Genomic DNA, 24,498 nt, shown 5'->3' with positions numbered 1-24,498 from the left:
CCCGGCGGGCCGGGGAGGCGAGGGTGAGCATCCCCGGCCCGCACTGCTCCACACCGCCCGATCCCGAAAGAGGAGTACCCGCCCGTGTCCCGAACCACCCTCCGGCGGGGAGCCGTCGCCGCACTGTGCGCGGCGCTGCTGCCCGTCGTGCCGGCGGCCTCCGCGTCCGCCGCGCCCAGACCGCCTTCCCCGCCCTCGGACGCGAAACTCGCCGGAGAACCGGCCAGGAACGACCTGACCCGCGAGCAGTTCTACTTCGTGCTGCCGGACCGCTTCGCCAACGGCGACACCTCCAACGACCGGGGCGGCCTGACCGGTTCGCGGCTGGAGACCGGCTACGACCCCACGGACAAGGGCTTCTACCAGGGCGGCGACCTCAAGGGCCTCACCCAGCGGCTCGACTACATCAAGGGCCTGGGCACCACCGCGATCTGGCTCGCCCCGATCTTCAAGAACCGTCCCGTCCAGGGCACGGGCGACAACGCGTCGGCCGGCTACCACGGCTACTGGATCACCGACTTCACCCAGGTCGACCCGCACTTCGGGACCAACGCCGACCTCACGAAGCTGATCGACAAAGCCCACGGCAAGGGCATGAAGGTCTTCTTCGACGTCATCACCAACCACACGGCCGACACCGTCGACTACGCCGAGAAGACGTACGGCTACAAGCCGAAGGGCGCCTTCCCGTACCTCGACGAGGACGGCCGTCCGTTCGACGACACCCAGGGCGTCGAGGACGTGGACGCGGACTCCTTCCCGTACACGCCGACGAAGACCGGTGAGAAGGTCCCGGCCTGGCTCAACGACACCACGATGTACCACAACAGGGGCGACTCGACCTACGCCGGCGAGTCCACCGAGTACGGCGACTTCTCCGGCCTCGACGACCTGTGGACCGAGCGCTCCGAGGTCGTCTCCGGCATGGAGAAGATCTACGAGAAGTGGGTCCGCGACTTCGACATCGACGGCTTCCGCATCGACACCGTCAAACACGTCGACCTCGACTTCTGGACCCGGTGGGCCACCGCCCTCGACGACTACGCGGCGAAGCGCGGCCGCGACGACTTCTTCATGTTCGGCGAGGTCTACTCCGCCGACACCGCGATCACCTCGCCCTACGTGACGCGGGGCAGGCTCGACGCCACACTCGACTTCCCCTTCCAGGAAGCCGCCCGGCAGTACGCCTCCCAGGGTGCCCCGGCCTCGAAGCTCGCCTCCGTCTACGGTGACGACTACCGCTACACCACCGACAAGGCCAACGCCTACGAGCAGGTCACCTTCCTCGGCAACCACGACATGGGCCGCATCGGCACCTTCCTGAAGCAGGACAACCCGAAGGCCGGCGACGCCGAGCTGCTGGACCGCGCCCGCCTCGCCGACGAGCTGATGTTCCTCGGCCGCGGCAACCCGGTCATCTACTACGGTGACGAGCAGGGCTACACCGGAGCGGGCGGCGACAAGGACGCGCGCCAGACGATGTTCGCGTCGAAGACCGCCGACTACCTCGACGACGACCAGCTGGGCACCGACCGTACGCACGCCTCCGACGCGTACGACACGAAGCACCCGCTCTACCGCTCCATAGCGGCCCTGTCGAAGCTCACGGCGGAACACCCGGCGCTGCGCGACGGTGTGCAGACCGAGCGCTACTCCAAGGACTCCGTCTACGCCTTCTCGCGTACGGACACCAAGCGCCCGTACGAATACGTCGTCGCCGCCAACAACTCCGCCGAGGCGAGGACCGTCGAGCTGCCCACCGAGTCGGCCGGCATGAACTTCCGCACCCTGTACGGCGGTACCGGCACCGTCCGCAGCGGCTCCGACAAGGCCGTCAAGGTCACCGTGCCCGCGCTGTCCAGCGTCGTGCTCCGCGCCGACAAGGCGCTCGGCACCCCCGCCACCAAGCCGTCGGTCACCCTGAAGGCTCCGGCCGCCGGAGCCACCGGCACCGTCGAGCTCTCCGCCGACGTCGACGGCGGCGGGCTCAACCGCGTCGTGTTCGCCGCGCAGACCGGTAACGGCAAGTGGGTCACCCTCGGCTCCGCCGACCACGCCCCCTACAAGGTCACCCAGCACCTGGACGAGTCGGTGAAGGCCGGGACCGCGCTGCGCTACAAGGCCGTGGTCGTCGACCGCGCCGGACGCACCGCGGGCGCCCTGGCCTCCACCACCGCCGGCCAGGCACCGCCCACCCCGAAGCCCGTCGCCGTCGAACGTGACCACGCCGTCGTCCACTACAAGCGCGCCGACGGCGACTACGAGGGCTGGCAGCTGAAGTCCGGCGACAAGAGCGCCGACTTCATCGGCCGGGACGCCTACGGAGCGTTCGCCTGGATCGACCTCGACGAGGGCGCCTCCTCGGTCCCGTACACGGTCGAGAAGAACGGCACCGCCGACGGCCCCGAGCGCACCGTCGATCTCGCCAGGACCGGCCAGGTCTGGATCGAGCAGGGCAAGGACGAGCAGGCCACCGAGGCTCCCGAGGCCCCGGCGCAGGACACCTCCAAGGCCGTCCTGCACTACCACCGCGCCGACGGCGACTACGACGGCTGGGGCCTGCACACCTGGACGGGAGCCGCCGCCCCCACGGACTGGGCGAAGCCCCTGCAGCCCGTGAAGACCGACGCCTACGGCGTCACTTTCGAGGTGCCGCTCACCGACGGCGCCACCTCGCTCAGCTACATCCTCCACAAGGGCGACGAGAAGGACCTCCCGAGCGACCAGTCCCTCGACATCGCCTCGTACGGGCACGAGGTCTGGATGCTCGGCGGCAAGCCGGGCTACCTGCTGCCGCAGACCGGCGGGGTCCCCACTCCCGACCTGACCAAGGCCGAGGCCCAGTGGATCGACGCGGACACCGTCGTCTGGAAGGTGAAGGCCACAGACGCCACCAGCCAGCAGCTCGTGTACGCGAAGAACGGCGGCATCTCCGTCGTCGACGGTGCGCTCTCCGACGAGGGCCGGTGGCTCCGGCTCGGCGCCACCGAACTCACCGACGCCCAGAAGGCGAAGTACCCGCACCTCAAGGACTATCCGGCGTTCACCGTCGACACCCGTGACCGGGACAGGGTCCGCGCATCCCTGCGCGGCCAGCTGATCGCCACCCAGCGTGCCGCCAACGGCGCCCTGCTCGCCGCCACCGGAGTACAGACCGCTGGTGTGCTGGACGCGCTGTACGGGAAGGCCGCGAGCGGCGCCGCCCTCGGACCCGCCTTCCACAAGAGCAGCCCGACGCTCTCCGTCTGGGCACCCACCGCCCGCACCGTCTCGCTCGAACTCGACGGGAAGACCGTCCCGATGCGGCGCGACGACCGCACCGGCGTCTGGTCGGTCACCGGCAAGAAGAGCTGGAACGGCAAGCCCTACCGCTACGCCGTCCAGGTCTGGGCACCCACCGTCCAGAAGATGGTCACCAACAAGGTGACCGACCCCTACTCCACCGCCCTGACCGCCGACTCCGCCCGCAGCCTCGTCGTCGACCTCGACGACCCGAAGCTCGCCCCGCGCGGCTGGTCCGGCCTGAAGAAGCCTGCCGCCGTCCCGATGCGCGACGCCCAGATCCAGGAGCTGCACATCCGCGACTTCTCGGTCACGGACACCACGTCGAAGCACCCCGGCGAGTACCTCGCCTTCACCGACACCCGCTCCGACGGCATGAAGCACCTCAAGGAGCTCGCGGACTCCGGCACCAGCTACGTCCACCTGCTGCCCGCCTTCGACATCGGGACGATCCCCGAGAAGAAGTCCGGGCAGCAGAAGCCGGCCTGCGACCTGTCCGTCTACGCCCCGAACTCGGAGGAACAGCAGGCCTGCGTCGCGAAGGCCGCCGCGAAGGACGCCTTCAACTGGGGATACGACCCGCTGCACTACACGGTCCCCGAGGGCAGTTACGCCTCCGACCCCGACGGCACGAAGCGCACGGTCGAGTTCCGCCAGATGGTGCAGGGGCTCAACGGCGCCGGACTGCGGACCGTCATGGACGTCGTCTACAACCACACCGTCGCCTCCGGCCAGGACGACAAGTCCGTCCTCGACAGGATCGTGCCCGGCTACTACCAGCGGCTCCTGGAGGACGGCACCGTCGCCACCTCGACCTGCTGCGCCAACACCGCGCCCGAGAACACCATGATGGGCAAGCTCGTCGTGGACTCGATCGTCACCTGGGCCAAGGAGTACAAGGTCGACGGCTTCCGCTTCGACCTGATGGGACACCACCCCAAGGAGAACATCCTCGCGGTCCGGGAGGCCCTCGACGAGCTGACCGTCGCCAAGGACGGCGTCGACGGGAAGAAGATCATCCTGTACGGCGAGGGCTGGAACTTCGGTGAGATCGCCGACGACGCCCGCTTCGTCCAGGCCACCCAGAAGAACATGGCCGGCACCGGCATCGCCACCTTCTCCGACCGGTCCCGCGACGCCGTGCGCGGCGGCGGCCCCTTCGACGAGGACCCCGGTGTCCAGGGCTTCGCCTCCGGCCTCTACACCGACCCCAACACCTCGGCCGCCAACGGCACCGAGGCCGAACAGAAGGCCCGGCTGCTCCACTACCAGGACCTGATCAAGGTCGGCCTCAGCGGCAACCTCGCCGACTACACCTTCACCGACACCCAGGGCCGTACGGTCAAGGGCTCGGCCGTCGACTACAACGGCGCCCCCGCCGGATACGCGGCGGCACCCGGCGACGCGCTCGCCTACGCCGACGCCCACGACAACGAAACCCTCTACGACGCCCTCGCCTTCAAGCTCCCGGCGGACACCTCGGCCGCCGACCGGGCCCGCATGCAGGTCGTGGCGATGGCGACCGCCGTGCTCTCGCAGGGACCGGCGCTCTCCCAGGCCGGCACCGACCTGCTGCGCTCCAAGTCGCTGGACCGCAACTCCTACGACAGCGGCGACTGGTTCAACGCGCTGCACTGGGACTGCCGCAAGGGCAACGGCTTCGGACGGGGGCTGCCGCCCGCCGCCGACAACAAGGACAAGTGGTCCTACGGCAAACCGCTACTGACCGCCGCCGCGCTCACCCCCGGGTGCGCGCAGATCACCGGCGCCTCCGCCGCGTACCAGGATCTGCTCACCATCCGCACCACGGAGAAGGACTTCGGCCTCGCCACCGCCGAGCAGGTCCAGGACACCCTGTCCTTCCCGCTCTCCGGCAAGGAGGAGACCCCCGGCGTGATCACGATGCGCCTGGGCGGCCTGGTCGTCGTCATGAACGCCACCCCCGGTACGCAGAGCCAGGACATCCCCGGGCTCGCCGGGAAGGCGTACGCCCTGCACCCCGTCCAGGCGGCGGGCGCGGACGCCGCAGTCAAGAAGTCCTCGTACGAGAAGCAGACGGGCGGCTTCACCGTCCCGGGACGCACGGTCGCCGTGTTCACCCAGCGCTGACGCCCGCCCCACCGACGGCCGGTCCTGGCTCCCGCCTCCGTGGCGGTGGCCGGGGCCGGCCGCTTTCTGCGTGGTGACCGCGCCTACGCGAGGACTACGGTGGCAGAGGGATGCGGACTCGCCGGTCCTCGGTCCATTACCTGCGCCCACCGAAGTCCCAGTCATGAACTTCTGTGCAGGCATACCGGTCCGGCGTCAGGACGGCGCGCGCCGTCTCCGGGTCGGAGGCCGTGAGCAGCACCGCCGTACCCAGCCAGGTGGCGCCGTCGTCGGACAGCAGCGGCCCGTACGCGATCAGCTCGTCCCGGTCGGGCGGCACCGCGAGGTCGGCGGGCCGGCCCGAGCCGAGGCCGAGCACCAGATAGCGGTTGCCACGGGTCCGGTCACCGGGGAAGTCCCACATGGTGCGCCCCAGCAGGTTGCGCCACCGGCGCAGCAGCACGTCCCGGTAGGCGCCGGCCTGGTAGTTGGGCTCGTCGAACGCGAACGTGCGGGCGGTGGCGGCATCGGGCAGGTCGACGATGTGCACGCTGCCGGTGGGTGTCTCGTCGTCGGCGAAAGTCGGGCCGCGAGCGATCAGCTCCTCGGCGTAGCGGTCCATGTAGGACCAGTGCTCTTCCACCAACTCGTTGCGTAAGGTGAGGGAGCCGGGCCGGTCGCGGTGGTAACAGAAGAACTCCATGCCCACAGTCTGCGCTCACTTGTGCGGGCGGCGGGATCACGCGAAGCTGATGCCGTACACGTGCGTGCACGCTGTACATGTATACGGACCCGCACCCGCAACCAGGAGCGCTTGATGCCGCAGATCACCGTCGATTACTCCGCCGAGCTCGACGACAGCTTCGACCGCCGCGGCTTCGCCCTCGCCCTGCACCCGCTCGTCGCCGGGACCGTCTCCACCAAGGTCCCCGCCTGCAAGACCCGCTTCCGCAGGGCCGAGGACTCCGTCGTCGGTGACGCCCCGGCCGGAGACTCCCTCGTGAACGTCTCCATCGCGATGCTGCCCGGCCGGACCCCCGAGATCAAGGCGCAGCTGACGGAGGCCGTCCTGGAGCTGCTGTCCGGGCACCTGAAGCCGGTCGACGGCCTCACCGTCCACGCCTCGGCCGAGGTGCGGGACCTGGACGCGTCCTACCGCAAGAACTGAGGAAGCCGCTGCGGCGGGACGGCCGGGGCGGCGGGGGCCAGGACCGAGAGCCTGGAGAGCAGTTCGCCGAACGGGCCGTCCGCCGGCTCCTGCGCGAAGACCCGCAGCATGAGGCCGGCCATCTCCTGGTCGTACGCGGCGCTCACCGACGCCAGCGCCGCGAAGTCGTGCACCAGCTGCAACTCCAGCTCTCCACGCGGAATGCGCTTCCCGTCGAGCCAGAGCAGCGCCGTCGACTCCGCCAGCGACACCCAGGACCGCACGACGAGCTCCAGCCTGGCAGGCGGGTGCGGGACGCCGAGATGCGCGATGATCTGCTCGTACGCCGCCTGCCGCACCCCGTCCACCAGGGCGTCGGCCGTGGAGGAACCGCCCACCGGGCCGCCCCGCATCAGCGCGGCGAAGCCCGGACCGTGCTCCTCGACGAAGTCGAAGAACCGGCGCATCACCCGCATCAGGCGAGCCCCCAGGGGCCCTTCGTGCGCCTCCAGGAAGCGGCCCGAAAGCTCGTCGGCGGCCCTCTTCAGCGCCGCCTCGTACAGGCTGCGCTTCCCCGGGAAGTAGTGGTAGACGAGCGGGCGCGAGATGCCGGCCGCCGCCGCGATCTCGTCGATGGACACATCGTCGGGCGAGCGGTGACTGAACAACTCCAGCGCGACACCGATCAACTGGGCCCTGCGCTCATCGACGCCCATCCTGCGTCGCACCCCGGTCGTCATGCCGAACAGCCTAACGGGACAGGGCAAGTGACCTGCGCCTGCCCGCCCCCGGCCTCAGCGCAGGGAGCCCACCCGGCTGCCGTCCGTCAGCAGCCCGTCCAGCCGGGGCCGGTCGCCCTCCCTGGCGGGCAGCACCAGCAGCCGCCCGTGCGCCTTGCCCCGCACACCTCCGGTCGCGGTCAGGGCCGCGAACTGCCGTGAGCCCGCCGCCAGTACGTACCACCGGCCGCCGTCCGACTTCCAGAGCACGCCCGCCAGCACCCGGGGCCTGCGTATCCCGCAGTCCGGCGAGTCCACGGCACGGGCCGCGACCGCCGCCGGCGCCCCGGCGCCGCCCGAGAGCTCGGGCGGCGCCTGGAACTGGGCCAGGACTCTGCTGCCCGTGCCCCGCCAGGTGTCCGCCCTGGTGCAGAACCACAGGGCGTCCCCCTCTCCCTCCGGCAGCCGCTGCTTCGCGTACTGCCAGGAGTTCACCGACCGCACGCCGTTGGACCGAACCGCCGGCAGCAGACAGGCCGTGCGCGCCCAGCTCTCCCGCTCGGCCCGGCCCGCCACGTCGTGCGGGGCCGACGGCGCACCGGAGGTGAGGCGTACGGGAGTGATCTCACCGAGATCCGTCATCAGCCGCGCCGCGGTGCCGTCCCGCGACTCCAGGGCCTGCCAGGAACGGCAGTCGGCCCGGCTGCCCTCCTCGGTCTCCGGCAGCGTCAGCGGGTCCGTCACCCCGTGACGGTCGCGGGCCAGCGGCCGGGCCGCCTCGTGCGGCGCGAGCAGGTCGCGTACGCCGACGTCCCGCACCCAGGGCGCGGTCAGATAGCGGATCCGGCCGGCACGGCGCTCCACCACCAGGGCGCTCGCCGCCACCGCGTCCGCGCCGTCCACCCGGGCGAAGTCCAGCGCGGCACCCCCGGACGGATCGGCGTTGCGGGGCTCGGCGTAGCGCACGACGCGCAGGCCGTCGTGGAACAGCACCACGGCAGCCCGGCCCACCTCGCCCGCGTACAGCAGTTGCGGCGGTCCCATCGGCGGCCCGCCGGGCGTCCCGGGCGTCGCCGTCGCGGCCACCGCCGGGCCGGGCCGCGCCCACGCGGCGAGGGCGCGGCCCAGCAGGCCGGTGTCCCCGGCCCGGTCGCCGCGTGTGGGCCAGACGGTGAAGTCCCTGCGCGTGGAGCCCCGCCAGAGCCCGCCGGGCACCCTGCGCACCTCGGCCGGGTCCAGGGCCTGCTGGGCGGCGTGGTTGCGTGAGTAGAGCGGGGCGGAAGAGGCGCCGGGTCCGCCCAGGCCGTCCCCCGGCATCAGCACGAGAGTCCCGCAGACCAGCAGGGCGCCGGCACCGGCCAGAAGGGCCCGTCCGCGCCGCCGGCGGCGGACCGGATCGGTCGGCCTGGCCTGCAGCGAGCACGGGTCGAACTCCGGTGAGGCCAGCAGGGCGTGGGGCGCCGTGAGCGAGTCGGCCTCCAGCAGCGCCGCCCGGGGGTCGTCGACACCCGCCGCTTCCAGAACCCGGCACACCTCGGCGTCGTCGAGCCCTTCGAGCCCCCGCAGCACATGCGCGGCCCGGCAGGGCCCCGACGTCTCGGCCAGGGCCTGCTCCAGAGCCAGCTCGTCCGCGCCGCAGGAGTGCGGGAACAGCCGCAGCCCCCATACCTGCGGCATCAGCGGCGGGAACTGCGCCCGCCGTGGCCGGCCGAACCGGAGCAACGGCAGCCCCGCCTCCAGCGCGGAACGCAGCACCCGGAGACGTACGTACGCGTACGCGCTCCCCGGATCTCCGCCCTGCCCGCCGGCCAGGGCCCGCTGGACCAGCCAGTGGGCCGACAGCACCCGCCGGTTACGGCCGAGCGAGGGGGCCAGCACGAGATACGCGAGCCGCACCAGCCGGGCGTAGTGCTCGGCCGGCGTGGCCTTGGCCCGCTCCCCGGCGGCCTGCTCGGCATACGGGCGGCCGGCGGACGGCGGTACTGCTCGCAGTGGGGGCATATTCAGCTGAACGAGCGAATGGTGCGATGGTCACTCCGGCGCGCGCGCTCCGGAGCGGGTTGTGCGGTTTCCCCCCGGAAGCCGGGGGCCCCGGGGCACGATGGCCGCATGGCGGAGCAGCGGGAGTGGCGACGACGGCGGGCCGGCCGGCTGTCCGTGGCCGTGCTGGCGGGGATCGGACTGCTCACCGCGTGCGGCGGGGGAGCGGACGGCGACGACAAGCCCGCCGTGCCGGCCACCGCGAGCGGGACCCTGGAGCAGCTCGCGTCGAAGGCGCACTGCGAGCCGGACGTGCAGACCGACGCCGAGGAGCTCAGGCAGGCCAACTGCACGACGGGGGAAGGGCGTTACGTGCTGGCGACCTTCGCCACCGACCGCGGCCAGCGAGAGTGGATCAACGAGGCCAACGACTACGGCGGCTCGTATCTGGTCGGGCGCAAGTGGGTCGCGGTCGGTGACGCGGACGTGGTCACGGCGCTGCGCGGCCGGCTCGGGGGGACGGTGGAGACCGCCTCGCCGCACCACTCGGGGAGCAGTGCGGGTGGGGGGAGCGAGGAAGGGCACTCCGGTCACCACGGGAGCTGACCGCGCAGGTTCGAGGGGCAGGGAGTCCGAGGGGTCAGCGGCACCTGCGCCCGCCGTTGACGCAGCTCACCACCTTCTTCATCAACGCGTCGTCGAAGACGTTGATGAAGTCGCCGTGATCGGTCACGGGTTTGTGCAGCTGCTCCGGGAAGGAGTCCACGGCGAAGCCCGGGCCCGGCGGGACGTCGTACACGATGCGCTGGACCAGCTGCGGGATGGCCCTGAAGCCGTCCGGGCACCGCCCGTCGTCCTGGGCGAACGCCACATGGGTGCGGTGGTTGGCGCTGTCGGTGTTCCGCCCGTCCCAGCAGCTCTGGAAGGCGAAGGACCGCACCACCTGGCTGCCCTCCGGACAGATCGGGTACTTGTCCTTCAGCTGCCTGTCCTCGAAACCGGTGCAGCTCCAGGACGCGTTGGCATTGGCGTCGCCGTTGGTGAAGGCCTTGGCGTCCCCGGTGATGATCCGCAGGAAGCGCGGCATGGCCGTGACCTTCCCGGCGGGGGAGCCGGTGAACTTCAGCGTGACCTGGGACGGGGTCTGGATCTCCCCGGTGTTCCGGTCCTTGCCGCCGCCGTCCGCCTCCACATCGTTCTCGTCCTGGCCGTTCTGCAGACGGAGCACGGGCCAGTAGTACGTGGACCGGTCGCCCTGGTTGCGGCAGGTGGTCTCTCCGGCGGCCAGGTCGTCGTCGCCGGCGAACGCGTCGGTGGCCTGATTGCCGACGTAGTCGTGCATGTGGTGGGCGCCGTTGCTCACGCCCGGGGCGGCGATGACGTTGTCCGGGTTGAACTTGCCGTTCTCGTTGCGGCCGCAGTCGGTGGTGAACGTACCCCGGGAGGCGCTCCTGCGGTCACGGGGGCGGTCGGTGCCGGGCTGGACGGACCGGATGTCGACGAAGTCGGACGCCTCGGGGCCGTTGCCCTCCTGGCCCTGTTCGCCGCCCTGGTCCTGGCCGTCACCCTGGCCCTGGCCTTCACTCCGGCCGCCCTCCTGCCCTTCTTCCTCGCCTCCCTGGTCGCCGTCCCCGCCCCCGCCGTCCCGGCCCTGCTCGTCGTCGGCGCGCAGGCTGCATCCCGCGAGTCCCTCCAGGCCCTGCGGCTGTTCGCCCCGGGCCCGCTCGACGGCGATCCGGATCCGTTCGAGGCTGGCCGCCCGCCTGCTCCTCAGCGGACCGAGCACCGCGTTCCCGGCGAGAGCCGGATCCCGGGCGATCCGCTCCCTGCGGTCCGCGAACTCCCGGTACGCGTCGGTGATCTGCGTATCCATGGCGGCCAGTTCGCGGTCGACCTCCGGCCGCGCCCCGTCCGGCACGTCGGGAAGGGCGATCCCCGCGTCGGGACAGTCGATGGTGGACATCTGGCGAGCCGTGTCCCGGGTCTGCGCCGGAGGCGGACCGGACCCGCCCTCTCCGGCGCTCGCGTAGACATTGACGGCGACCAGCCCACCTCCGCCCAGAGCCAGTGCGGCCGCGGCGGCCACGGCCCGGCCGGCGAGCGTCGAACGTTTCTTGCGCGATGTGCGTCCCATGGAACTCCTCCGCTTCGGTGCTTCGAGTCAGAAGCGTGACGTCCCATACGGACCGGCAGCCCCGCCCGTTCAGCACGCCGCGGAATTCGCACGGGCGGACTACACCGGCACGGCCTCCACCGGCGCTCCCGTCATCCGGTTGGCCAGCGTCGACATCGTGTAGGCGCCGATGCCGAGAACCACCTCCAGGGCGTTGCGCGAGGTGTGGCCCAGCGACAGGAAGTCCTGGAGGCGCTCGTCCCCGACCGCACCGGCCGTCTCCAGGACTGCGAGGGTGAACCGCCGTACGCCCTCCAGTCGTTCGTCCGGCAGAGGCTGCTCCTCGGAGGCCCGCAGCGCCGCGACGAGCTCCGGTGCCGCGCCGAGTGACCGCAGTCTCCCCGTGTGCATCTCCACGCAGATGTGGCAGTCGTTGCGGGTGGCCATCGTCATGACGACGACCTCGCGGGACAGCGGGTCCAGCGTGCTCGACTCGAAGGCCGCGCTCGCCTGGAGGAAGCCGTTGAGCGTCTCCGGCGACGTGGCGAGCCGGGCCACGGCGGACGGGACGCGGCCCCCCTGCTTGCCGGCCATGGCCTCCATGGTGCGGCGGGACGCCTGCGGCGCCGAGCCGATGGTGTGATCGGGGAAGTGCGTACCGGACATGGCGGTCCCCTCGCGGTAAACTCGACAACGTGATTGTCGAAAAAGTAAACCAGGTTGTCGAGATGTGCAATGGCTGAGGAGAGGAGCGGAGGAGGAGAGGCGGGATACGAGCTGCCCCTGCTGCTGTTCGCGGGCTTCCGGTCGATCATCGACACCCTGCACCGCGACCTGGCCGCCCACGGCCACCCGGACGTGCGTCCGGCATACGGCTTCGCGCTTCAGGCGGTGGGGCAGGAGGGTGCGAGCGCCAGTGAGATCGGCCGTCGGCTGGGAGTCTCCAAGCAGGCGGCGGGGAAGACGGTCGACAAGCTGGAGGGCCTCGGCTACGTGGAACGGGTCGACGATCCCGGCGACGGCCGGCGCAAACTGGTCAGGCTCACCGCCCGCGGCGTCGACATGCTGGTCAGATCCGCCGAGGGCTTCGACCGGCTCCGCGCGGAGTGGGCCCAGGTGCTCGGCGCGGAGCGGGTCGGGGCCCTGGAGGCGGACCTGCGGAGGATGGCACCCGCAGCCGCCTTCCGGCTGGACGCGGAGCGCTGGTTCGCCGGCTGAGGGGAGCCGGCCGTGCGGTCAGCCCCGGTCGAGGTAGGCCAGGACCGCGAGCACGCGCCGGTTGTCGTCGTCCGACACCGGCAGACCGAGCTTGCTGAAGATGTTCGAGGTGTGCTTGGCCACCGCCCGCTCCGTGACCACCAGCTGCGACGCGATCGCCACGTTGGAACGGCCCTGCGCCATCAGCTCCATGACCTCACGCTCCCGGGGCGTCAGGCCGCCCATCGGCTCGTCCGCCGAACGCCGCGACAGCAGCTGCGAGATGACCTGCGGGTCCATCGCCGTACCGCCGGCGGCGACCCGGCGTACCGCGTCGATGAACTGGTCGGCGTCGAACACCCGGTCCTTCAGCAGATAGCCGATACCGCCGTTGCCGTCGGCCAGAAGCTCCCGGGCGTACAGCTGCTCCACGTGCTGCGACAGGACGAGCACCGGAAGCCCGGGTGTGCGGCGGCGGGCGGCCAGCGCGCACTGGAGGCCCTCGTCCGTGTGGGACGGCGGGAGCCGGACGTCGACGACGGCGACGTCCGGCTCCAACTCGGCCAGGGCCTTGGTCAGTTCGGGCCCGGACTCGACTGCCGCCGCGATCTCGAAATCGTAGGCTTCCAGCATGCGCACGAGGCCGTCGCGGAGCAGGAAGAGATCTTCGGCTAGGACAACGCGCAAGGGATCTCCATGGTCACCATGGTGGGACCGCCCGCAGGACTGCTGACGGCCAGGACGCCGTCGAATGTACCCAGCCGGCGTTCGACTCCGCTCAGTCCCGAGCCCGTTCCGACGGTCGCACCGCCCTTGCCGTTGTCCGTGACGGAGATCCGCAGCATGCCCTCGGAGTGGTGCATGTCCACCCAGATGCGGTCGGCACCGGAGTGCTTCACCGCGTTCGTCAGGATCTCGCTCACCGCGAAGTACGCCGCCGACTCGACCGGTGCCTCGGCCCGGCCGCCGAGCTCCACGGTCACCTCCGACGCGATCGGCAGCCGCAGGGCCAGCGCCTTCACGGCGTCCCCGAGCCCGCGTTCGGCGAGCACCGGCGGGTGGATGCCCCGTACGAGATCGCGCAGCTCGGTCAGGGCCTCCGCGGAGGACGTGCGGGCCATCGCCAGCAGCTTCTTCGCCTCCACCGGGTCCTTCTCGACGAGCGCCTCGATGGTGCCGAGGTTCATGCCCATGGCGACCAGCCGCGCCTGCGCCCCGTCGTGCAGATCCCGCTCGATGCGCCGCAGTTCGGACGCCGCCGTGTCCACGGCCTCGTGCCGGGTTTCGGTGAGGCGCTCGATGCGCTGCGCGAGTTCCTCCTGAGTGGGCGACAGGACCGACCGGGCGAGCACGAAGTGCAGGCGCAGCAGGGGCTTGCTCGCGAACAGCCCGACATGGAAGATCACGACGCCGAGTGCCGCGGCGGCCAGGGCCGTCGTCTGGCTGTCCACCGGCACGAATCCGTACCAGTACGCGTCGTCCTCGAACACCCGCCACAGTCCCGCCGCCAGGACGAGCCCTTCCAGCGGCCAGACCAGCAGAGCGAAGGTGAGGACCAGCAGGACGTACCCCGCCGTCATGTCGATCAGCAGCCACCGCAGGTCCCGCCAGGTGGCGGGGTCCTTCAGCAGCAGAGTGGTGCGCTCGACCTGCCCGGTGAATCCGGAGCGCACATCCTTCGGGAACGGCCGGTAGGGGACCGGGATGCGGATGTCCGACCAGGTCGCCGCGAGCAGCCGGCGCTGGTTGGCGTGCTTGCGCACGGCTGCCATGACCCACGGCGTGGTGACCAGCCCCACCCCGAGCACGACGAAGGTGATCGAGAGGACCGACAGGACGAAGAGGGTGACCGAGCCCGCGATGCTCGCGAAGGAGAGGACGAACGCCCGCCCTCCGGTGAGCATCGCGGTCCGTACCCGGCTCTGTGCCGACTTCATGGTGGTGTCTCCCCTCGCCGGGCCCACATCGGATCCCGTTCGGCACCCAGTCTCGCCTCTACGCAAGGGGCACCGTCAGCCGTTCCGACCCCCGGCCGGGGTGTACCTGGCACCACCATCGGAACGGCGGGAGGCCCCGGGGAAGAACCCGGGGCCTTCTGTACGAGCGGTGTGCGATCAGGGCGTGTACTTGTAGCCCACGCGCCGCACGGTCTGGATCGACCGGCGGTGCTCGGCGCCCAGCTTGCGGCGCAGCCGGGCCACGTGGACGTCGACGGTGCGCCCGTCGCCCACATGCCCGTAACCCCAGACCGTCGTCACCAGCTGGTCCCGGGTGTGCACCCGGTGCGGGTGCGCCACCAGGTGTGCCAGCAGCTCGAACTCGAGGTACGTGAGATCGAGGGTGACGCCGTCCACGGCGGCGGTGCGCCGCGTCGAGTCGATCCGCACGGGGCCGCCGGCCGGGGCGTCGGTCACCGCCGGCTCCGGAACGAACTCCCGGTTCCGGGCGGAGGCCACGGCCCCGGCCAGAGCGGGCTGCTGGTCGGCGGGCACGAGCACCAGGTAGCCGACCATCGGCGGCCGGCCCGGCAGGGCCGGCAGCGTGTGCTGGGGTGCGGGCAGCCAGGTGGCGCCCGGCGGCAGGAAGCCGGCGACGTCCGAGAGCTCGACGACCTCGTCACGGTCGACGGCACGCAGCCGGTGGCGGTTGGGGGAGACGGTGTTGCGGGCGTTGGTGGCCGCAGCGGGCACCGCGGACGCCGCGGTGGCGGCGGAAGCGGTGGAGAAGGTACGGGTGTTCGCCATGAGGGTCAGCTCTTTCGCGCGAGGAGTCGTCCAGGACGTACGTCGTGCGCGCGGGCCGAAGGCCGGGGTGATCGGCTTTAGAGGGCCTGCGCGTTCCACGCGCGGCAACACACCCGGTCGAAGTCATGGTGCTGACGAGAGGGCCAGAACGGCTCGAGGTCGCTGCGACCCGACGCGGTGTGCTGGAAGCTGGCCATGTCCCCATTGAAGCAGAGATCGCGGCTGCGCAGGAGAGCCTCTCACCCGTCGATACGGGCCGCCGTGTCAGGTTCCTCACGCACCTCTCCCGCACCGGCCGGGCACGCCGAAGGGGCGCCCGCGAGCGGACGCCCCTTCGTGCCGAGCCGGTGACGGATCAGACCTGGCCGGCCTTCTCCAGCGCGGTGCAGCAGGTGTCGACGATCAGCCGCGTGACCACGTACGGGTCGACGTTGGCGTTCGGGCGACGGTCCTCGATGTAGCCCTTCTGGTCCTGCTCGACCTGCCACGGGATACGGACCGAGGCGCCGCGGTTGGAGACGCCGTAGCTGTACTCGTTCCACGGGGCGGTCTCGTGCAGGCCGGTCAGGCGGTCGTCGATGCCCGCGCCGTAGTGCTTGACGTGGTCCATCGGCTTCGAGCCCTCACCGAGCGACTCGGCCGCGGTGATGATCGCCTCGTAGCCCTCGCGCATCGCCTTCGTGGAGAAGTTGGTGTGCGCGCCCGCGCCGTTCCAGTCGCCCTTGACCGGCTTCGGGTCCAGGGTCGCGGAGACGTTGAAGTCCTCGGCGGTGCGGTAGAGCAGCCAGCGGGCGATCCACAGGTGGTCGGAGACCTCCAGCGGCGAGACCGGACCGACCTGGAACTCCCACTGGCCGGGCATGACCTCGGCGTTGATGCCGGAGATCGCGAGGCCCGCCTTCAGGCAGTTGTCCAGGTGCTTCTCGACGATCTCGCGGCCGAAGATCTCGTCGGAGCCCACACCGCAGTAGTAGCCGCCCTGCGCGGCCGGGAAGCCGCCCTCGGGGAAGCCGAGCGGACGGTGTCCGTCGAAGAAGGTGTACTCCTGCTCGATGCCGAAGATCGGCTCCTGGCCCGCGAACTGCTCGGCGACCGGACGCAGCGAGGCGCGGGTGTTGGACTCGTGCGGAGTCATGTCGATGTGGAAGACCTCGCACAGGACGAGGATGTCGTCACCGCCGCGGATCGGGTCCGGACACGCGAAGACCGGCTTCAGGACCCGGTCGGAGGCGTGGCCCTCGGCCTGGTTGGTGCTCGAACCGTCGAAGCCCCAGATGGGCAGATCCGCCACGGCCTTCGAAGGGCTTCCGGCCATGATCTTCGTCTTGGAACGAAGCTTGGCGGTCGGCTCGGTGCCGTCGATCCAGATGTACTCAGCCTTGAACGTCACGGACGCCATCCTTTGCGGGTGCTGCGGTCTATGGTGCGCAGCTTCGCAAAACGCGATTTCCCGACCGTTGCCCGAATGTGAACCCCGTGTTACCGAGGTTTCCCGGGGGTGTCGGACGGCAGGTCCCCGCCGCCCCGGGCCGTCTCACCCTGCGGCGCACTGGATACGTTCCGCGCCGGCGACCCGGCCCGGGCAGACTGGCGGCATGACCTCACACCCGGATTCCGCCGCGCCGCTGCGGGTCGGCCTCGTGGGGGCGGGCCCCTGGGCGCGACTCACCCACGCCCCCGCCCTCGCCGCCCACCCCGCACCGTGCTGAGCGGCGTATGGGGGCGCCGCCCCGAAGCGGCGGACGCGCTCGCCGCAGCCCACGGCACCGAGGCGTACACCGGCGAGGAGGGCATCGACGCGCTCCTGGCCGCGAGTGACGCGGTGGCGTTCGCCGTGCCGCCCGACGTCCAGGCCCCCCTGGCCGCGCGCGCCGCCGAGGCGGGATGCCACCTCCTGCTGGACAAGCCGGTCGCCACCACCGTGGCGGGCGCGCGTGAGGTCGCCGACGCCGCCGAGCGGGCCCGGGTCGCCTCCGTGGTCTTCTGCACGCTGCGGTTCGCCGAGGGCACGGCCGGGTGGATCGCCGAGCAGGCCGCGGCGGGCGGCTGGTTCACGGCACGCGCCCTGTGGATGGGCGCGCTGTTCGCCCCGGGTGCGAGCAGCGAGTTCGGCGCCTCGCCCTGGCGCCGCGAGAAGGGCGGCCTCTGGGACGTGGGCCCGCACGCGCTCTCGGTCCTGATCCCGGTCCTGGGTGATGTGACGGAGGTGGTCGCGGCCCGTGGCCCGGCGGACGCCACCCATCTGCTGCTGCGCCACACCTCCGGCGCGTCGAGCACGGTGACGCTCGCCCTGGGCGCACCGGAGCGCGCGGCCGGGACCGAGGTCGAATTCCGGGGCGAGCGGGGCGTGTCCGCCCTGCCGACGGCAGGCGGCGACGCGCTCGGCGCGTTCAGGGCGGCCGTGGACGCGCTGGCCGACGCGGCGCGTACGGGGGTGGCGCACTCCTGCGACGTACGGTTCGGGCTGCGTCTCACCGAGGTGCTCGCGCAGGCGGAGAAGGCTGTGGGGCGGGCCTGATCCGCTCGTCACGTCCCAGGAGCAGGCCCGGACGGCCGGTTACGGTGCCGACGTTCGGACCACGCGGAAAAGGCGAGCCGCCGGCGCCGGGCCGATTACCGCAAGCGCCGCGTGGCACTGCAGAAGCAAGCCGAACGGCGCGAATCTCAGGGCCGCTCGGCCAGCGCCATGTGAGCCTCCTGGAGGAAGCGCCGGACGGCTGCGGCCTCCCGGCCGTCGAAGGTACGCAGCAGGTCGGCCATCCGGGCCAGGGGAGGCCCGAAGAACTCCTGCCCCCGCTCGACCGCCCGCGCGTCGACCGCGAGCAGCACCCGGCGGCGGTCCCGGGCGTCCCGGGTGCGGGTGATGTGGCCGAGGCGCTCCAGCCGGTCGATGAGCGCGCTGGTCCCGGCGGAGTTGAGCCCCAGCTGGGCCCCGAGCCATCCTGCGGTCGCGGATGTCCCCGAGCGGTCCGCGTCGAGCAGACAGATCAAGGCGCGTACGTCGGTGGGGTGCATCCCGTTCCGGGTGGCGAACTCCGCCTGCCGCAGGCCGAATTCGACCGACACCCGGCGCAGCAGATGGACTGTGGCCATCTCCGGCCCGTCTTCAGCGGTCATTCCCCTATTTTATCTCGCTCAGCGAGATAAAATAGGGGAACAGGAGGCATTCATGACGCACGCTCCCCGCCCCGCCCCGCCGGCCTTCCTCGCCGCGTACGACGAAGTCCTGGCCGCCGACTGGCCCGCCGGGACGTCCTCGTCCCTGGTCCCGACCCCGTACGGCGCGACGCACGTCAACAGCTGCGGGCCCGAGGGCGCACCGCCCCTGGTCCTGCTGCCCGGAGGCGGCGCCACCTCCACCGTGTGGTCCGTCCAGGCGGCCCACCTCGGACGCACTCACCGCGTCCACGCGGTCGATCTCGTCGGCGAGCCGGGCCGCAGCACGCCGGGGGAGCGCCCGCTCCGCTCGGCGGCCGATCTGGCGGCGTGGCTCGACGCCCTGCTGGACGGTCTCGGCGCGGAATCCGCCGCGCTCTGCGGCCACTCGTACGGCGGCTGGATCGCCCTGCGGTACGCCCTGCACGCGCCCCGGCGCGTGAGCCGGCTCGTCCTGGTGGACCCGACCCAGTGCTTCGCCGGCTTCCGCCCCGGCTATCTGCTGCACGCTCTGCCGATGCTGCTCCGCCCCACGGTCCGCCGCACCCGCGCGTTCCTGGCCTGGGAGACGGGAGGCGCGCCCCTGAGCTCCGCCTGGACGCGGCTGCGGGACGAGGCGGTGGGCTTTCCCTCCGGCCGTCCGGTCACCGGACCGAAGCCCTCGCCCGAGGAGCTGCGGGGCCTGGAGGTGGAGACGCTCGTCGTGCTCGCCGAGGACAGCCGCGCCCACGACGCGGGACGCGTCGCCGCGGCCGCCGGCCGGCTGCTCCCGCACGCCGGCACGGTGGTGACGGTCGGGGGAGCCACCCACCACTCCATGCCGCTGGGTGCCCCCGGGGCGGCCGGGATCAGCCGCCACATCGAGGTCTTCCTCAGCGCCCCAGCGCGTCCCGTACCGCCTCGTCCGTCCGCGCCACCACGGCCGAACCGTCCTGCGCGGTGATGATCGGACGCTGGATCAGCTTCGGGTGTCCGGCCAGCGCCGCGATCCACCGCTCGCGCGAACCGGCGTCCCTCGGCCACTCCTTGACCCCGAGCTCCTTCGCCTCCGCCTCCTGGGTCCGGGTGATGTCCCACGGCTCCAGACCGAGACGGTCGAGCACGGCGCGGATCTCCGCAGGCGAGGGTACGTCCTCCAGGTAGCGGCGGACCGTGTAATCGGCGCCCTCCGCGTCGAGCAGGCTCACCGCGCTGCGGCATTTGGAACAGGCCGGATTGATCCAGATCTCCATGGGGCCAAGGGTACGGGAGGGATCCCCGAAAACGCCTCTGGCCAGGGGCGATTGTCAGTGGTGGGCAGTAAAATGGGGGTAGTTCGTGAGGGTTCCACCACCGTGCCAGGAGGTTGCCGATGGCCGTTGCCACAGTCACGACCCAGCCGCTCCACAAGCCGCTGCGGAAGAAGCCGCTCCCCGCGGGCCGGCCCCGCGAGTGGTATGTCTCCCACAACCGCCGCCTGAAGGCCATGCGCCTGGCGATAGCCCTGCTCGACACCGGGGTGTACCAGCCGTCGAGCGCCGACAACGCCCGCATCCGCGCGACCGCGGACCGTCTTGCCATCCACCCGCCGTCCGACACCACCTGCCGCATGGTCCGTGCCCTGATCCGCTACGGCCGCTGACCCGGCCCGCCTGTGCCCCCAAAGAGGCCGGGGGCACAGGCGCCGGTTCGATGTCATGCGGGACGGGTGCGGTGACGCAAAAAAGCCCCGGCGCTCGCTGCCGGGGCTTTCTGCTGTGCTCTGAGCGTCAGGGGGCAGCGCGGAGGGCCGCTTCCTCTGCGGCGTCCGCCTTCGGATCCGGCCTGGCGATGTCGAACGTCAGGCGCTCGCTCGCAGGTCGGCGCCACCCCGCGGGCGGTCCGACGGTGACGCGCACGGATAGGTCCAACACCATCTGACGTCGCTCCTCGCTGGTGGAGGATGCCCAGTCGTCGGCCCACGTGGTGTCCAGCTCGATCACCTCTTCCCGCGCAGGGACGAACGGTGTCTTCTCCAGCTCTGCAAGCCGGTCTCCAGTGCCGTTCATCTGCTCCGCGATGACGTCGGCCGCAGCGCCACGCAGGGAGGCCATACGGGAGCCAAGCTCACGCAGGTTGTCCCGCAGTTCTTCGATCTCCGGTCGGTTGTCGACGCCGGCGATGCGCACTGCCTGTGTGCGGCGGAAGCGTCCGAAGTGCTTAAGGAACTCCTCCTCCACCCAAGACAGAGTCTCGTCACGGTCGACGGTGGGCTTGGGAACTCCTTCGACCTCGACTGACCCCGGACCCCCGGTCGCGGCCGGAAAGGGCCTCTGGCCACCGCACACGCTCTCCGGAAGTGTGACGTGTCACAGACAACACAGCGGGGCTGTGGGAACTTCAACTCTGTTACTCGTCAGTTGTGTTACCGACGTGCGCGTGGAGAGGGTCGCAATGAGCACTCTGCAAGCCATCACGCTCGACCAGGTGGTCGACACGGACCACTACCCCTTGTCGGAACCCGGGAGTCCACAGGCCCGCGCCGTGGTGGCACGGGCGAGGCGCGAACTGGCCGAAGGCGGCTGCACCGTACTGCCTGACTTCGTCCGCCCTCCGCTCCAGGAGGTCCTGCGACAGGAGTGCGCGGCCCTCGCCCCGCACGCGTACTTCGACGTCGAGACGGTCAACGTCTACAACATCGACGTGGACGAGGACCTGCCCGAGCACCATCCCGGCCGCCGCACCTTCGAGCGCGGCAACGCGTTCGTCGCCCGCGACCACATTCCCGGGGGGTCCCTCATCGGCCGCCTCTACGCCCACGAGGCGTTCCAGCGCTTCGTCGCCGACTGCTTCGGACTGCCCCGCCTTCACGAACTCGCCGACCCGCTCTCCGGGCTGGTGCTCAACGTCGTACGGCCGGGCATGGAGCACCCCTGGCACTTCGACACCAACGAGTACACGGTCAGCATGCTGACCCAGGAGGCGCAGGAGGGCGGATCGTTCGAGTACTGCCCGAACATCAGGTCCGCCGACGACGAGCGCTTCGACGACGTCCGGGACGTTCTGGACGGCAAGGGCGCGCCGGAGCGCCTGCCCCTGCGCCCGGGCGACCTCCAGCTGTTCAAGGGCCGCTACTCGCTGCACCGGGTCAGCCCCGTCCGGGGCGGCCTCGCGCGCCACAGCGCGATCTTCGCCTACAGCGAGCGCCCCGGCGTCATCGGGAGCGTGTCGCGCACCCGGCAGCTCTTCGGCCGCGTACTGCCCGAACACCTGGCGGCGGAAGGCCGGGCCGTACGGGGTGACCAGCTCCTGGACTAGCCCAGGCGAACGGTTCAGGCACTGCCACGCGCCCCACCGAGGAGAACCCCTTGCGTCTCGACGCGTCCGGAAAAGTCTCGCTGGACCACATCTACACCGCGCCCGACCCCCGCACGTACTTCCAGGTGCTCCGCCCGCTCGGCTACTGCGTGCCCCAACTGGCCAAGCCCTACTTCGACAAGCTCGTCAAGGAGTACCGGGAGACGGAACAGGTCGCCGTCCCCCGCGTGCTGGACATCGGCTGCTCGTACGGGATCAACGCCGCCCTGCTCAAGTACGACGCCACGATGGACGAGCTGTACGCGCGCTACGACGGCAGCGGCCCCGGCACCCGCGCCGGGCTGCTGGAGCGCGACCGCGACCTCTCCCGCTCCCGAAGCCCCGCGCGGGCCCTGCGCTTCACCGGCCTGGACGCCTCCGCCGGCGCACTGGCCTACGCCCACGAGGCCGGATTCCTCGACGACATCGTCAACGCCGACCTCGAGGCGGGGGACCCCACCCCCGAGCAGCGCGACCTGCTCGCCGGGACGGACCTGGTGATCTCGACGGGCTGCATCGGCTACGTCACCGAGCGCACCCTCAGCCGTGTCGTCGACGCGCAGGACGGCCGCCTCCCCTGGATGGCGCACTTCGTGCTGCGGATGTTCCCCTTCGCCCCCGTCGAGAAGGCCCTGGAGGAGCTGGGTTACCGGACGACCCGGGTCGACGGGGTCTTCAAGCAGCGGCGGTTCGCGGGCCCGCAGGAGCGGCAGGGCGTCCTGGACAGTCTCGCCGCGGCCGATGTGGACGCGAGCGGGCTGGAGGAGGAAGGCTGGCTCTACGCTCAGCTCCATCTCTCCAGGCCGCAGCACCGGTAGACCCCACCATCCCCACTCACCGAGAAGAGAGCCGCATTGAACGTCAGTCAGGAAGCAGCAGCCGGCGCGACCTTCGCCCGTGAAGGAAGCCTTCCGCGCGTGCCGCTGCCCACGCTCGAGGCGAGCTGCGAGAGGTTCCTCGCCTGGTGCGCCCCACTGCTGACCGCCGAGGAGCGGGCCGCGACGGAGGCCGAGGTCGCCGCCTTCCTGCGGCCCGGCGGCCCCGGCCGGACGCTGCACGCGGCGCTGGAGGAGTACGACGCCACGGAGGGTGTGCACAGCTGGCTCGACACCTTCTGGCCGTACCGCTACCTCGGCCGCCGCGACCGGATCGCGCTCAACGCCAACTTCTTCTTCCTCTTCCAGGACACCGGGCAGGGGCAGCTCGACCGGGCGGCCGGGCTCGTCGCGGGGGCGCTGCACTACAAGCGGCGGCTCGACGAGGGGCTGATCGCGCCGGTGGAGCAGCGCGGCGTTCCCCAGTCGATGGTGCAGAACACGTACCTCTTCTCCACGACCCGCATCCCCGGGGTGCCGCTGGACACGGTGCGCGCCCCGTACAGCGAGCAGGCGCCCGGGCCGTCCACGGCCCGGCACATCGTCGTGTTCTTCCGGGGCACCATGTTCCGGCTGGACGTGCTCGGCCCCGACGGCGTGCCGCACAGCCTCGACGAGATCGAGGCCGGGCTGCGCGCCGTCACCAAGGCCGACGTCCACACGCCCGAGGAGGACCGGGCCGGGCACCTCACCACCATGGCGCGCGCCGAGTGGGCGGCCACCCGCGCGGCCCTCGTCGACGGCCACCCCGGCAACGCCCGCACGCTCGACGACATCGAGACCGCGCTCTTCTGCGTCTGCCTGGAGGACTTCGCACCCCAGGACACCCAGGCCGCCTGCGACGAACTGCTCCACGGGGACCGGGGCAACCGCTGGTTCGACAAGGCCGTCTCCTTCGTCGTCTACGCGGACGGCCGGGCAGGCATCAACGTCGAGCACTGCGAGCTGGACGGGACGACCATCCTCAGCTTCACCGACGCCCTGCTCGGCACCCCGCCGGACGAGCACTCGCGCCTCTCCGGGGCGCGCCCCCAGGGCGAGCCGGCCCCGCGCCCGCTGACCTTCGAACTGGACGCGTCCCAGCGGGCGCAGGTGCGCACCGCGGCCGAGGAGTTCGCCGCGTACGGCGACGCCACCGCCACCCGCACCGTGTCGTTCGAGGACTTCGGCAGTACGGCGGCCAAGGCGCTCGGAGTGTCCCCGGACGCCTTCGTCCAGGTCGCGTACCAACTGGCCCACCAGCGCGCCAAGGGCCACCTGGGAGCCACGTACGAGTCGATCGCCACCCGGCAGTACCGCCACGGCCGCACCGAGGCGATGCGCGTGGTCACCCCCGAGATGCGCGCCTTCGTCGCGGCGATGGACGACCCGACGGCCGACCGGGACACCCGCCGCGCCGCATTCCGGGCCGCCGCCGGGGCCCATGTGGCGCGGGCGAAGGAGTGCCAGGCGGGCGAGGCCCCCGAGCAGCACCTCTGGGAGCTCGAACTGATCCAGCGCCGCCGCGGCGGCGAACTCGGCGTGGACGAACAGCCCGCGCTGTACCGCTCCCCGGGCTGGCTCACCATGCGCGACGATTACCTGAGCACGAGCTCGGCGCCGTCGGAGAACATCCAGTACTTCGGCTTCGGCTCCACGAGCAGCCGCTGCATCGGCGTCGCCTACGTCCTGCTGCCGGACCGCTTCAACCTCTACCTGAGCACCCCGCAGGCGGTGGCCGGCCAGATGCACGCCTTCGGTGACCACCTCCGCGAGGCGGTCACCGAACTGCGCGGGCTCCTCGCGGACTGACCTGAGTCGCCGGGGGACGGGGCGGGCCGGGAGAGCACACTCCTGGCCCGCTCATGCCGTGGCGGTGGGGGCGGTTTCCTCGATCAGACCC

Annotated in this window: 21 protein-coding genes and 1 pseudogene; 10 read left to right on the top strand and 12 right to left on the bottom strand. The window is 71.5% G+C overall.

The window, feature by feature from the left end; genetic code table 11:
- Positions 1–84: 84 nt before the first annotated feature.
- On the top strand, positions 85–5,391 hold the full coding sequence (pulA, locus tag ACIBCU_RS02240; RefSeq protein ID WP_399228621.1) for a pullulanase-type alpha-1,6-glucosidase: 5,307 nt from the start codon (positions 85–87) through the stop codon (positions 5,389–5,391).
- A 136-nt stretch (positions 5,392–5,527) separates the two neighbouring features.
- Here the strand turns inward: pulA and ACIBCU_RS02235 are convergent, their stop codons facing one another.
- The gene (locus ACIBCU_RS02235; protein ID WP_399228619.1) at positions 5,528–6,073 is read right to left on the bottom strand and encodes a YciI family protein; all 546 of its coding nucleotides are present in this window, start codon (positions 6,071–6,073) and stop codon (positions 5,528–5,530) included.
- 114 nt (positions 6,074–6,187) lie between these two features.
- Between ACIBCU_RS02235 and ACIBCU_RS02230 the strand changes: the two genes are divergently transcribed.
- A complete protein-coding gene (locus tag ACIBCU_RS02230) occupies positions 6,188–6,538 on the top strand; it encodes a 5-carboxymethyl-2-hydroxymuconate Delta-isomerase (protein WP_399228617.1) in 351 nt (116 codons plus the stop codon).
- On the opposite strand, the gene ACIBCU_RS02225 is transcribed toward ACIBCU_RS02230, so the two are convergent.
- Both ACIBCU_RS02225 and ACIBCU_RS02220 read right to left on the bottom strand, forming a co-directional pair.
- Entirely contained in the window at positions 6,523–7,257 is a 735-nt protein-coding gene (locus ACIBCU_RS02225) for a TetR/AcrR family transcriptional regulator (RefSeq protein WP_399228615.1), read from the bottom strand. The two genes, ACIBCU_RS02230 and ACIBCU_RS02225, sit on opposite strands and share 16 nt — an antisense overlap.
- Positions 7,258–7,311: 54 nt before the next feature.
- Complete coding sequence (locus ACIBCU_RS02220) at positions 7,312–9,237, bottom strand: hypothetical protein (RefSeq protein WP_399228613.1); 1,926 nt, start codon at positions 9,235–9,237, stop codon at positions 7,312–7,314.
- A gap of 108 nt (positions 9,238–9,345) precedes the next feature.
- On the opposite strand from ACIBCU_RS02220, the gene ACIBCU_RS02215 reads away from it, so the two are divergent.
- Positions 9,346–9,822, top strand: a complete 477-nt coding sequence (locus tag ACIBCU_RS02215; protein WP_362933934.1) for a hypothetical protein — start codon at positions 9,346–9,348, stop codon at positions 9,820–9,822.
- A gap of 34 nt (positions 9,823–9,856) precedes the next feature.
- Here the strand turns inward: ACIBCU_RS02215 and ACIBCU_RS02210 are convergent, their stop codons facing one another.
- Positions 9,857–11,350, bottom strand: a complete 1,494-nt coding sequence (locus tag ACIBCU_RS02210) for a DUF1996 domain-containing protein (protein ID WP_362933931.1) — start codon at positions 11,348–11,350, stop codon at positions 9,857–9,859.
- Between the two features lie 99 nt (positions 11,351–11,449).
- The gene (locus tag ACIBCU_RS02205) at positions 11,450–11,995 is read right to left on the bottom strand and encodes a carboxymuconolactone decarboxylase family protein (RefSeq protein WP_362933928.1); all 546 of its coding nucleotides are present in this window, start codon (positions 11,993–11,995) and stop codon (positions 11,450–11,452) included.
- Between the two features lie 69 nt (positions 11,996–12,064).
- On the opposite strand from ACIBCU_RS02205, the gene ACIBCU_RS02200 reads away from it, so the two are divergent.
- On the top strand, positions 12,065–12,547 hold the full coding sequence (locus ACIBCU_RS02200; protein WP_399228609.1) for a MarR family winged helix-turn-helix transcriptional regulator: 483 nt from the start codon (positions 12,065–12,067) through the stop codon (positions 12,545–12,547).
- A gap of 18 nt (positions 12,548–12,565) precedes the next feature.
- Here the strand turns inward: ACIBCU_RS02200 and ACIBCU_RS02195 are convergent, their stop codons facing one another.
- From ACIBCU_RS02195 to glnII, 4 genes are all read right to left on the bottom strand, one after another.
- A complete protein-coding gene (locus ACIBCU_RS02195) occupies positions 12,566–13,213 on the bottom strand; it encodes a response regulator transcription factor (protein ID WP_362933922.1) in 648 nt (215 codons plus the stop codon).
- On the bottom strand, positions 13,198–14,463 hold the full coding sequence (locus tag ACIBCU_RS02190; RefSeq protein ID WP_399228607.1) for a sensor histidine kinase: 1,266 nt from the start codon (positions 14,461–14,463) through the stop codon (positions 13,198–13,200). Before ACIBCU_RS02190 ends, ACIBCU_RS02195 begins: the two co-directional genes overlap by 16 nt.
- 177 nt (positions 14,464–14,640) lie before the next feature.
- Positions 14,641–15,270 (bottom strand): winged helix-turn-helix domain-containing protein, encoded by a 630-nt coding sequence (locus ACIBCU_RS02185; protein ID WP_362933916.1) that lies wholly within the window; start codon positions 15,268–15,270, stop codon positions 14,641–14,643.
- A 355-nt stretch (positions 15,271–15,625) separates the two neighbouring features.
- On the bottom strand, positions 15,626–16,660 hold the full coding sequence (gene glnII, locus ACIBCU_RS02180; protein WP_399228604.1) for a glutamine synthetase: 1,035 nt from the start codon (positions 16,658–16,660) through the stop codon (positions 15,626–15,628).
- A gap of 205 nt (positions 16,661–16,865) precedes the next feature.
- Between glnII and ACIBCU_RS02175 the strand changes: the two are divergent.
- Positions 16,866–17,788, top strand: a pseudogene (locus ACIBCU_RS02175) (Gfo/Idh/MocA family protein).
- Between the two features lie 146 nt (positions 17,789–17,934).
- Here ACIBCU_RS02175 and ACIBCU_RS02170 read toward each other — a convergent pair.
- Positions 17,935–18,387 carry a MarR family transcriptional regulator gene (locus tag ACIBCU_RS02170; RefSeq protein WP_399228602.1) on the bottom strand — a complete coding sequence of 151 codons (453 nt, stop codon included), beginning with the start codon at positions 18,385–18,387 and terminating at the stop codon, positions 17,935–17,937.
- Positions 18,388–18,439: 52 nt separating this feature from the next.
- On the opposite strand from ACIBCU_RS02170, the gene ACIBCU_RS02165 reads away from it, so the two are divergent.
- Positions 18,440–19,369, top strand: a complete 930-nt coding sequence (locus tag ACIBCU_RS02165; protein ID WP_399228600.1) for an alpha/beta fold hydrolase — start codon at positions 18,440–18,442, stop codon at positions 19,367–19,369.
- Here ACIBCU_RS02165 and ACIBCU_RS02160 read toward each other — a convergent pair.
- Entirely contained in the window at positions 19,299–19,658 is a 360-nt protein-coding gene (locus ACIBCU_RS02160) for an arsenate reductase family protein (RefSeq protein ID WP_362933901.1), read from the bottom strand. The genes ACIBCU_RS02165 and ACIBCU_RS02160 overlap by 71 nt on opposite strands.
- Before the next feature lie 119 nt (positions 19,659–19,777).
- Between ACIBCU_RS02160 and ACIBCU_RS02155 the strand changes: the two genes are divergently transcribed.
- A complete protein-coding gene (locus ACIBCU_RS02155) occupies positions 19,778–20,047 on the top strand; it encodes a hypothetical protein (protein ID WP_362933898.1) in 270 nt (89 codons plus the stop codon).
- 127 nt (positions 20,048–20,174) lie between these two features.
- Here ACIBCU_RS02155 and ACIBCU_RS02150 read toward each other — a convergent pair whose 3' ends face one another.
- Positions 20,175–20,624, bottom strand: coding sequence for a hypothetical protein (locus tag ACIBCU_RS02150; RefSeq protein WP_399228597.1), 450 nt, complete (start codon positions 20,622–20,624; stop codon positions 20,175–20,177).
- 214 nt (positions 20,625–20,838) lie between these two features.
- Between ACIBCU_RS02150 and ACIBCU_RS02145 the strand changes: the two genes are divergently transcribed.
- The 3 genes from ACIBCU_RS02145 to ACIBCU_RS02135 all read left to right on the top strand — a co-directional run bounded on the left by ACIBCU_RS02145 (position 20,839) and on the right by ACIBCU_RS02135 (position 24,407).
- Positions 20,839–21,702, top strand: a complete 864-nt coding sequence (locus tag ACIBCU_RS02145; RefSeq protein WP_362933892.1) for an arpA protein — start codon at positions 20,839–20,841, stop codon at positions 21,700–21,702.
- A 50-nt stretch (positions 21,703–21,752) separates the two neighbouring features.
- A complete protein-coding gene (locus ACIBCU_RS02140; RefSeq protein WP_362933889.1) occupies positions 21,753–22,559 on the top strand; it encodes a class I SAM-dependent methyltransferase in 807 nt (268 codons plus the stop codon).
- Between the two features lie 99 nt (positions 22,560–22,658).
- The gene (locus tag ACIBCU_RS02135) at positions 22,659–24,407 is read left to right on the top strand and encodes a choline/carnitine O-acyltransferase (RefSeq protein WP_399228594.1); all 1,749 of its coding nucleotides are present in this window, start codon (positions 22,659–22,661) and stop codon (positions 24,405–24,407) included.
- Positions 24,408–24,498 lie beyond the last annotated feature (91 nt).

It is taken from the genome of Streptomyces sp. NPDC051064 (genome assembly GCF_044455985.1).
GTDB lineage: Bacteria > Actinomycetota > Actinomycetes > Streptomycetales > Streptomycetaceae > Streptomyces.
The sequence above is the reverse complement of the archived record's forward strand: the minus strand, read 5'-3'. Positions and strand labels throughout refer to the sequence as shown.

Bases quoted from the DNA above. Each gene is read 5' to 3' on its own strand.
- ACIBCU_RS02165 (WP_399228600.1), top strand. From the start codon at position 18,440: ATGACGCACGCTCCCCGCCCCGCCCCGCCGGCCTTCCTCGCCGCGTAC.
- ACIBCU_RS02205 (WP_362933928.1), bottom strand. From the start codon at position 11,995: ATGTCCGGTACGCACTTCCCCGATCACACCATCGGCTCGGCGCCGCAG.
- ACIBCU_RS02155 (WP_362933898.1), top strand. From the start codon at position 19,778: ATGGCCGTTGCCACAGTCACGACCCAGCCGCTCCACAAGCCGCTGCGG.
- ACIBCU_RS02160 (WP_362933901.1), bottom strand. From the start codon at position 19,658: ATGGAGATCTGGATCAATCCGGCCTGTTCCAAATGCCGCAGCGCGGTG.
- ACIBCU_RS02235 (WP_399228619.1), bottom strand. From the start codon at position 6,073: ATGGAGTTCTTCTGTTACCACCGCGACCGGCCCGGCTCCCTCACCTTA.
- ACIBCU_RS02230 (WP_399228617.1), top strand. From the start codon at position 6,188: ATGCCGCAGATCACCGTCGATTACTCCGCCGAGCTCGACGACAGCTTC.
- ACIBCU_RS02200 (WP_399228609.1), top strand. From the start codon at position 12,065: ATGGCTGAGGAGAGGAGCGGAGGAGGAGAGGCGGGATACGAGCTGCCC.
- ACIBCU_RS02190 (WP_399228607.1), bottom strand. From the start codon at position 14,463: ATGAAGTCGGCACAGAGCCGGGTACGGACCGCGATGCTCACCGGAGGG.
- ACIBCU_RS02170 (WP_399228602.1), bottom strand. From the start codon at position 18,387: ATGACCGCTGAAGACGGGCCGGAGATGGCCACAGTCCATCTGCTGCGC.
- ACIBCU_RS02220 (WP_399228613.1), bottom strand. From the start codon at position 9,237: ATGCCCCCACTGCGAGCAGTACCGCCGTCCGCCGGCCGCCCGTATGCC.
- ACIBCU_RS02145 (WP_362933892.1), top strand. From the start codon at position 20,839: ATGAGCACTCTGCAAGCCATCACGCTCGACCAGGTGGTCGACACGGAC.
- ACIBCU_RS02210 (WP_362933931.1), bottom strand. From the start codon at position 11,350: ATGGGACGCACATCGCGCAAGAAACGTTCGACGCTCGCCGGCCGGGCC.
- ACIBCU_RS02225 (WP_399228615.1), bottom strand. From the start codon at position 7,257: ATGACGACCGGGGTGCGACGCAGGATGGGCGTCGATGAGCGCAGGGCC.
- ACIBCU_RS02215 (WP_362933934.1), top strand. From the start codon at position 9,346: ATGGCGGAGCAGCGGGAGTGGCGACGACGGCGGGCCGGCCGGCTGTCC.
- ACIBCU_RS02185 (WP_362933916.1), bottom strand. From the start codon at position 15,270: ATGGCGAACACCCGTACCTTCTCCACCGCTTCCGCCGCCACCGCGGCG.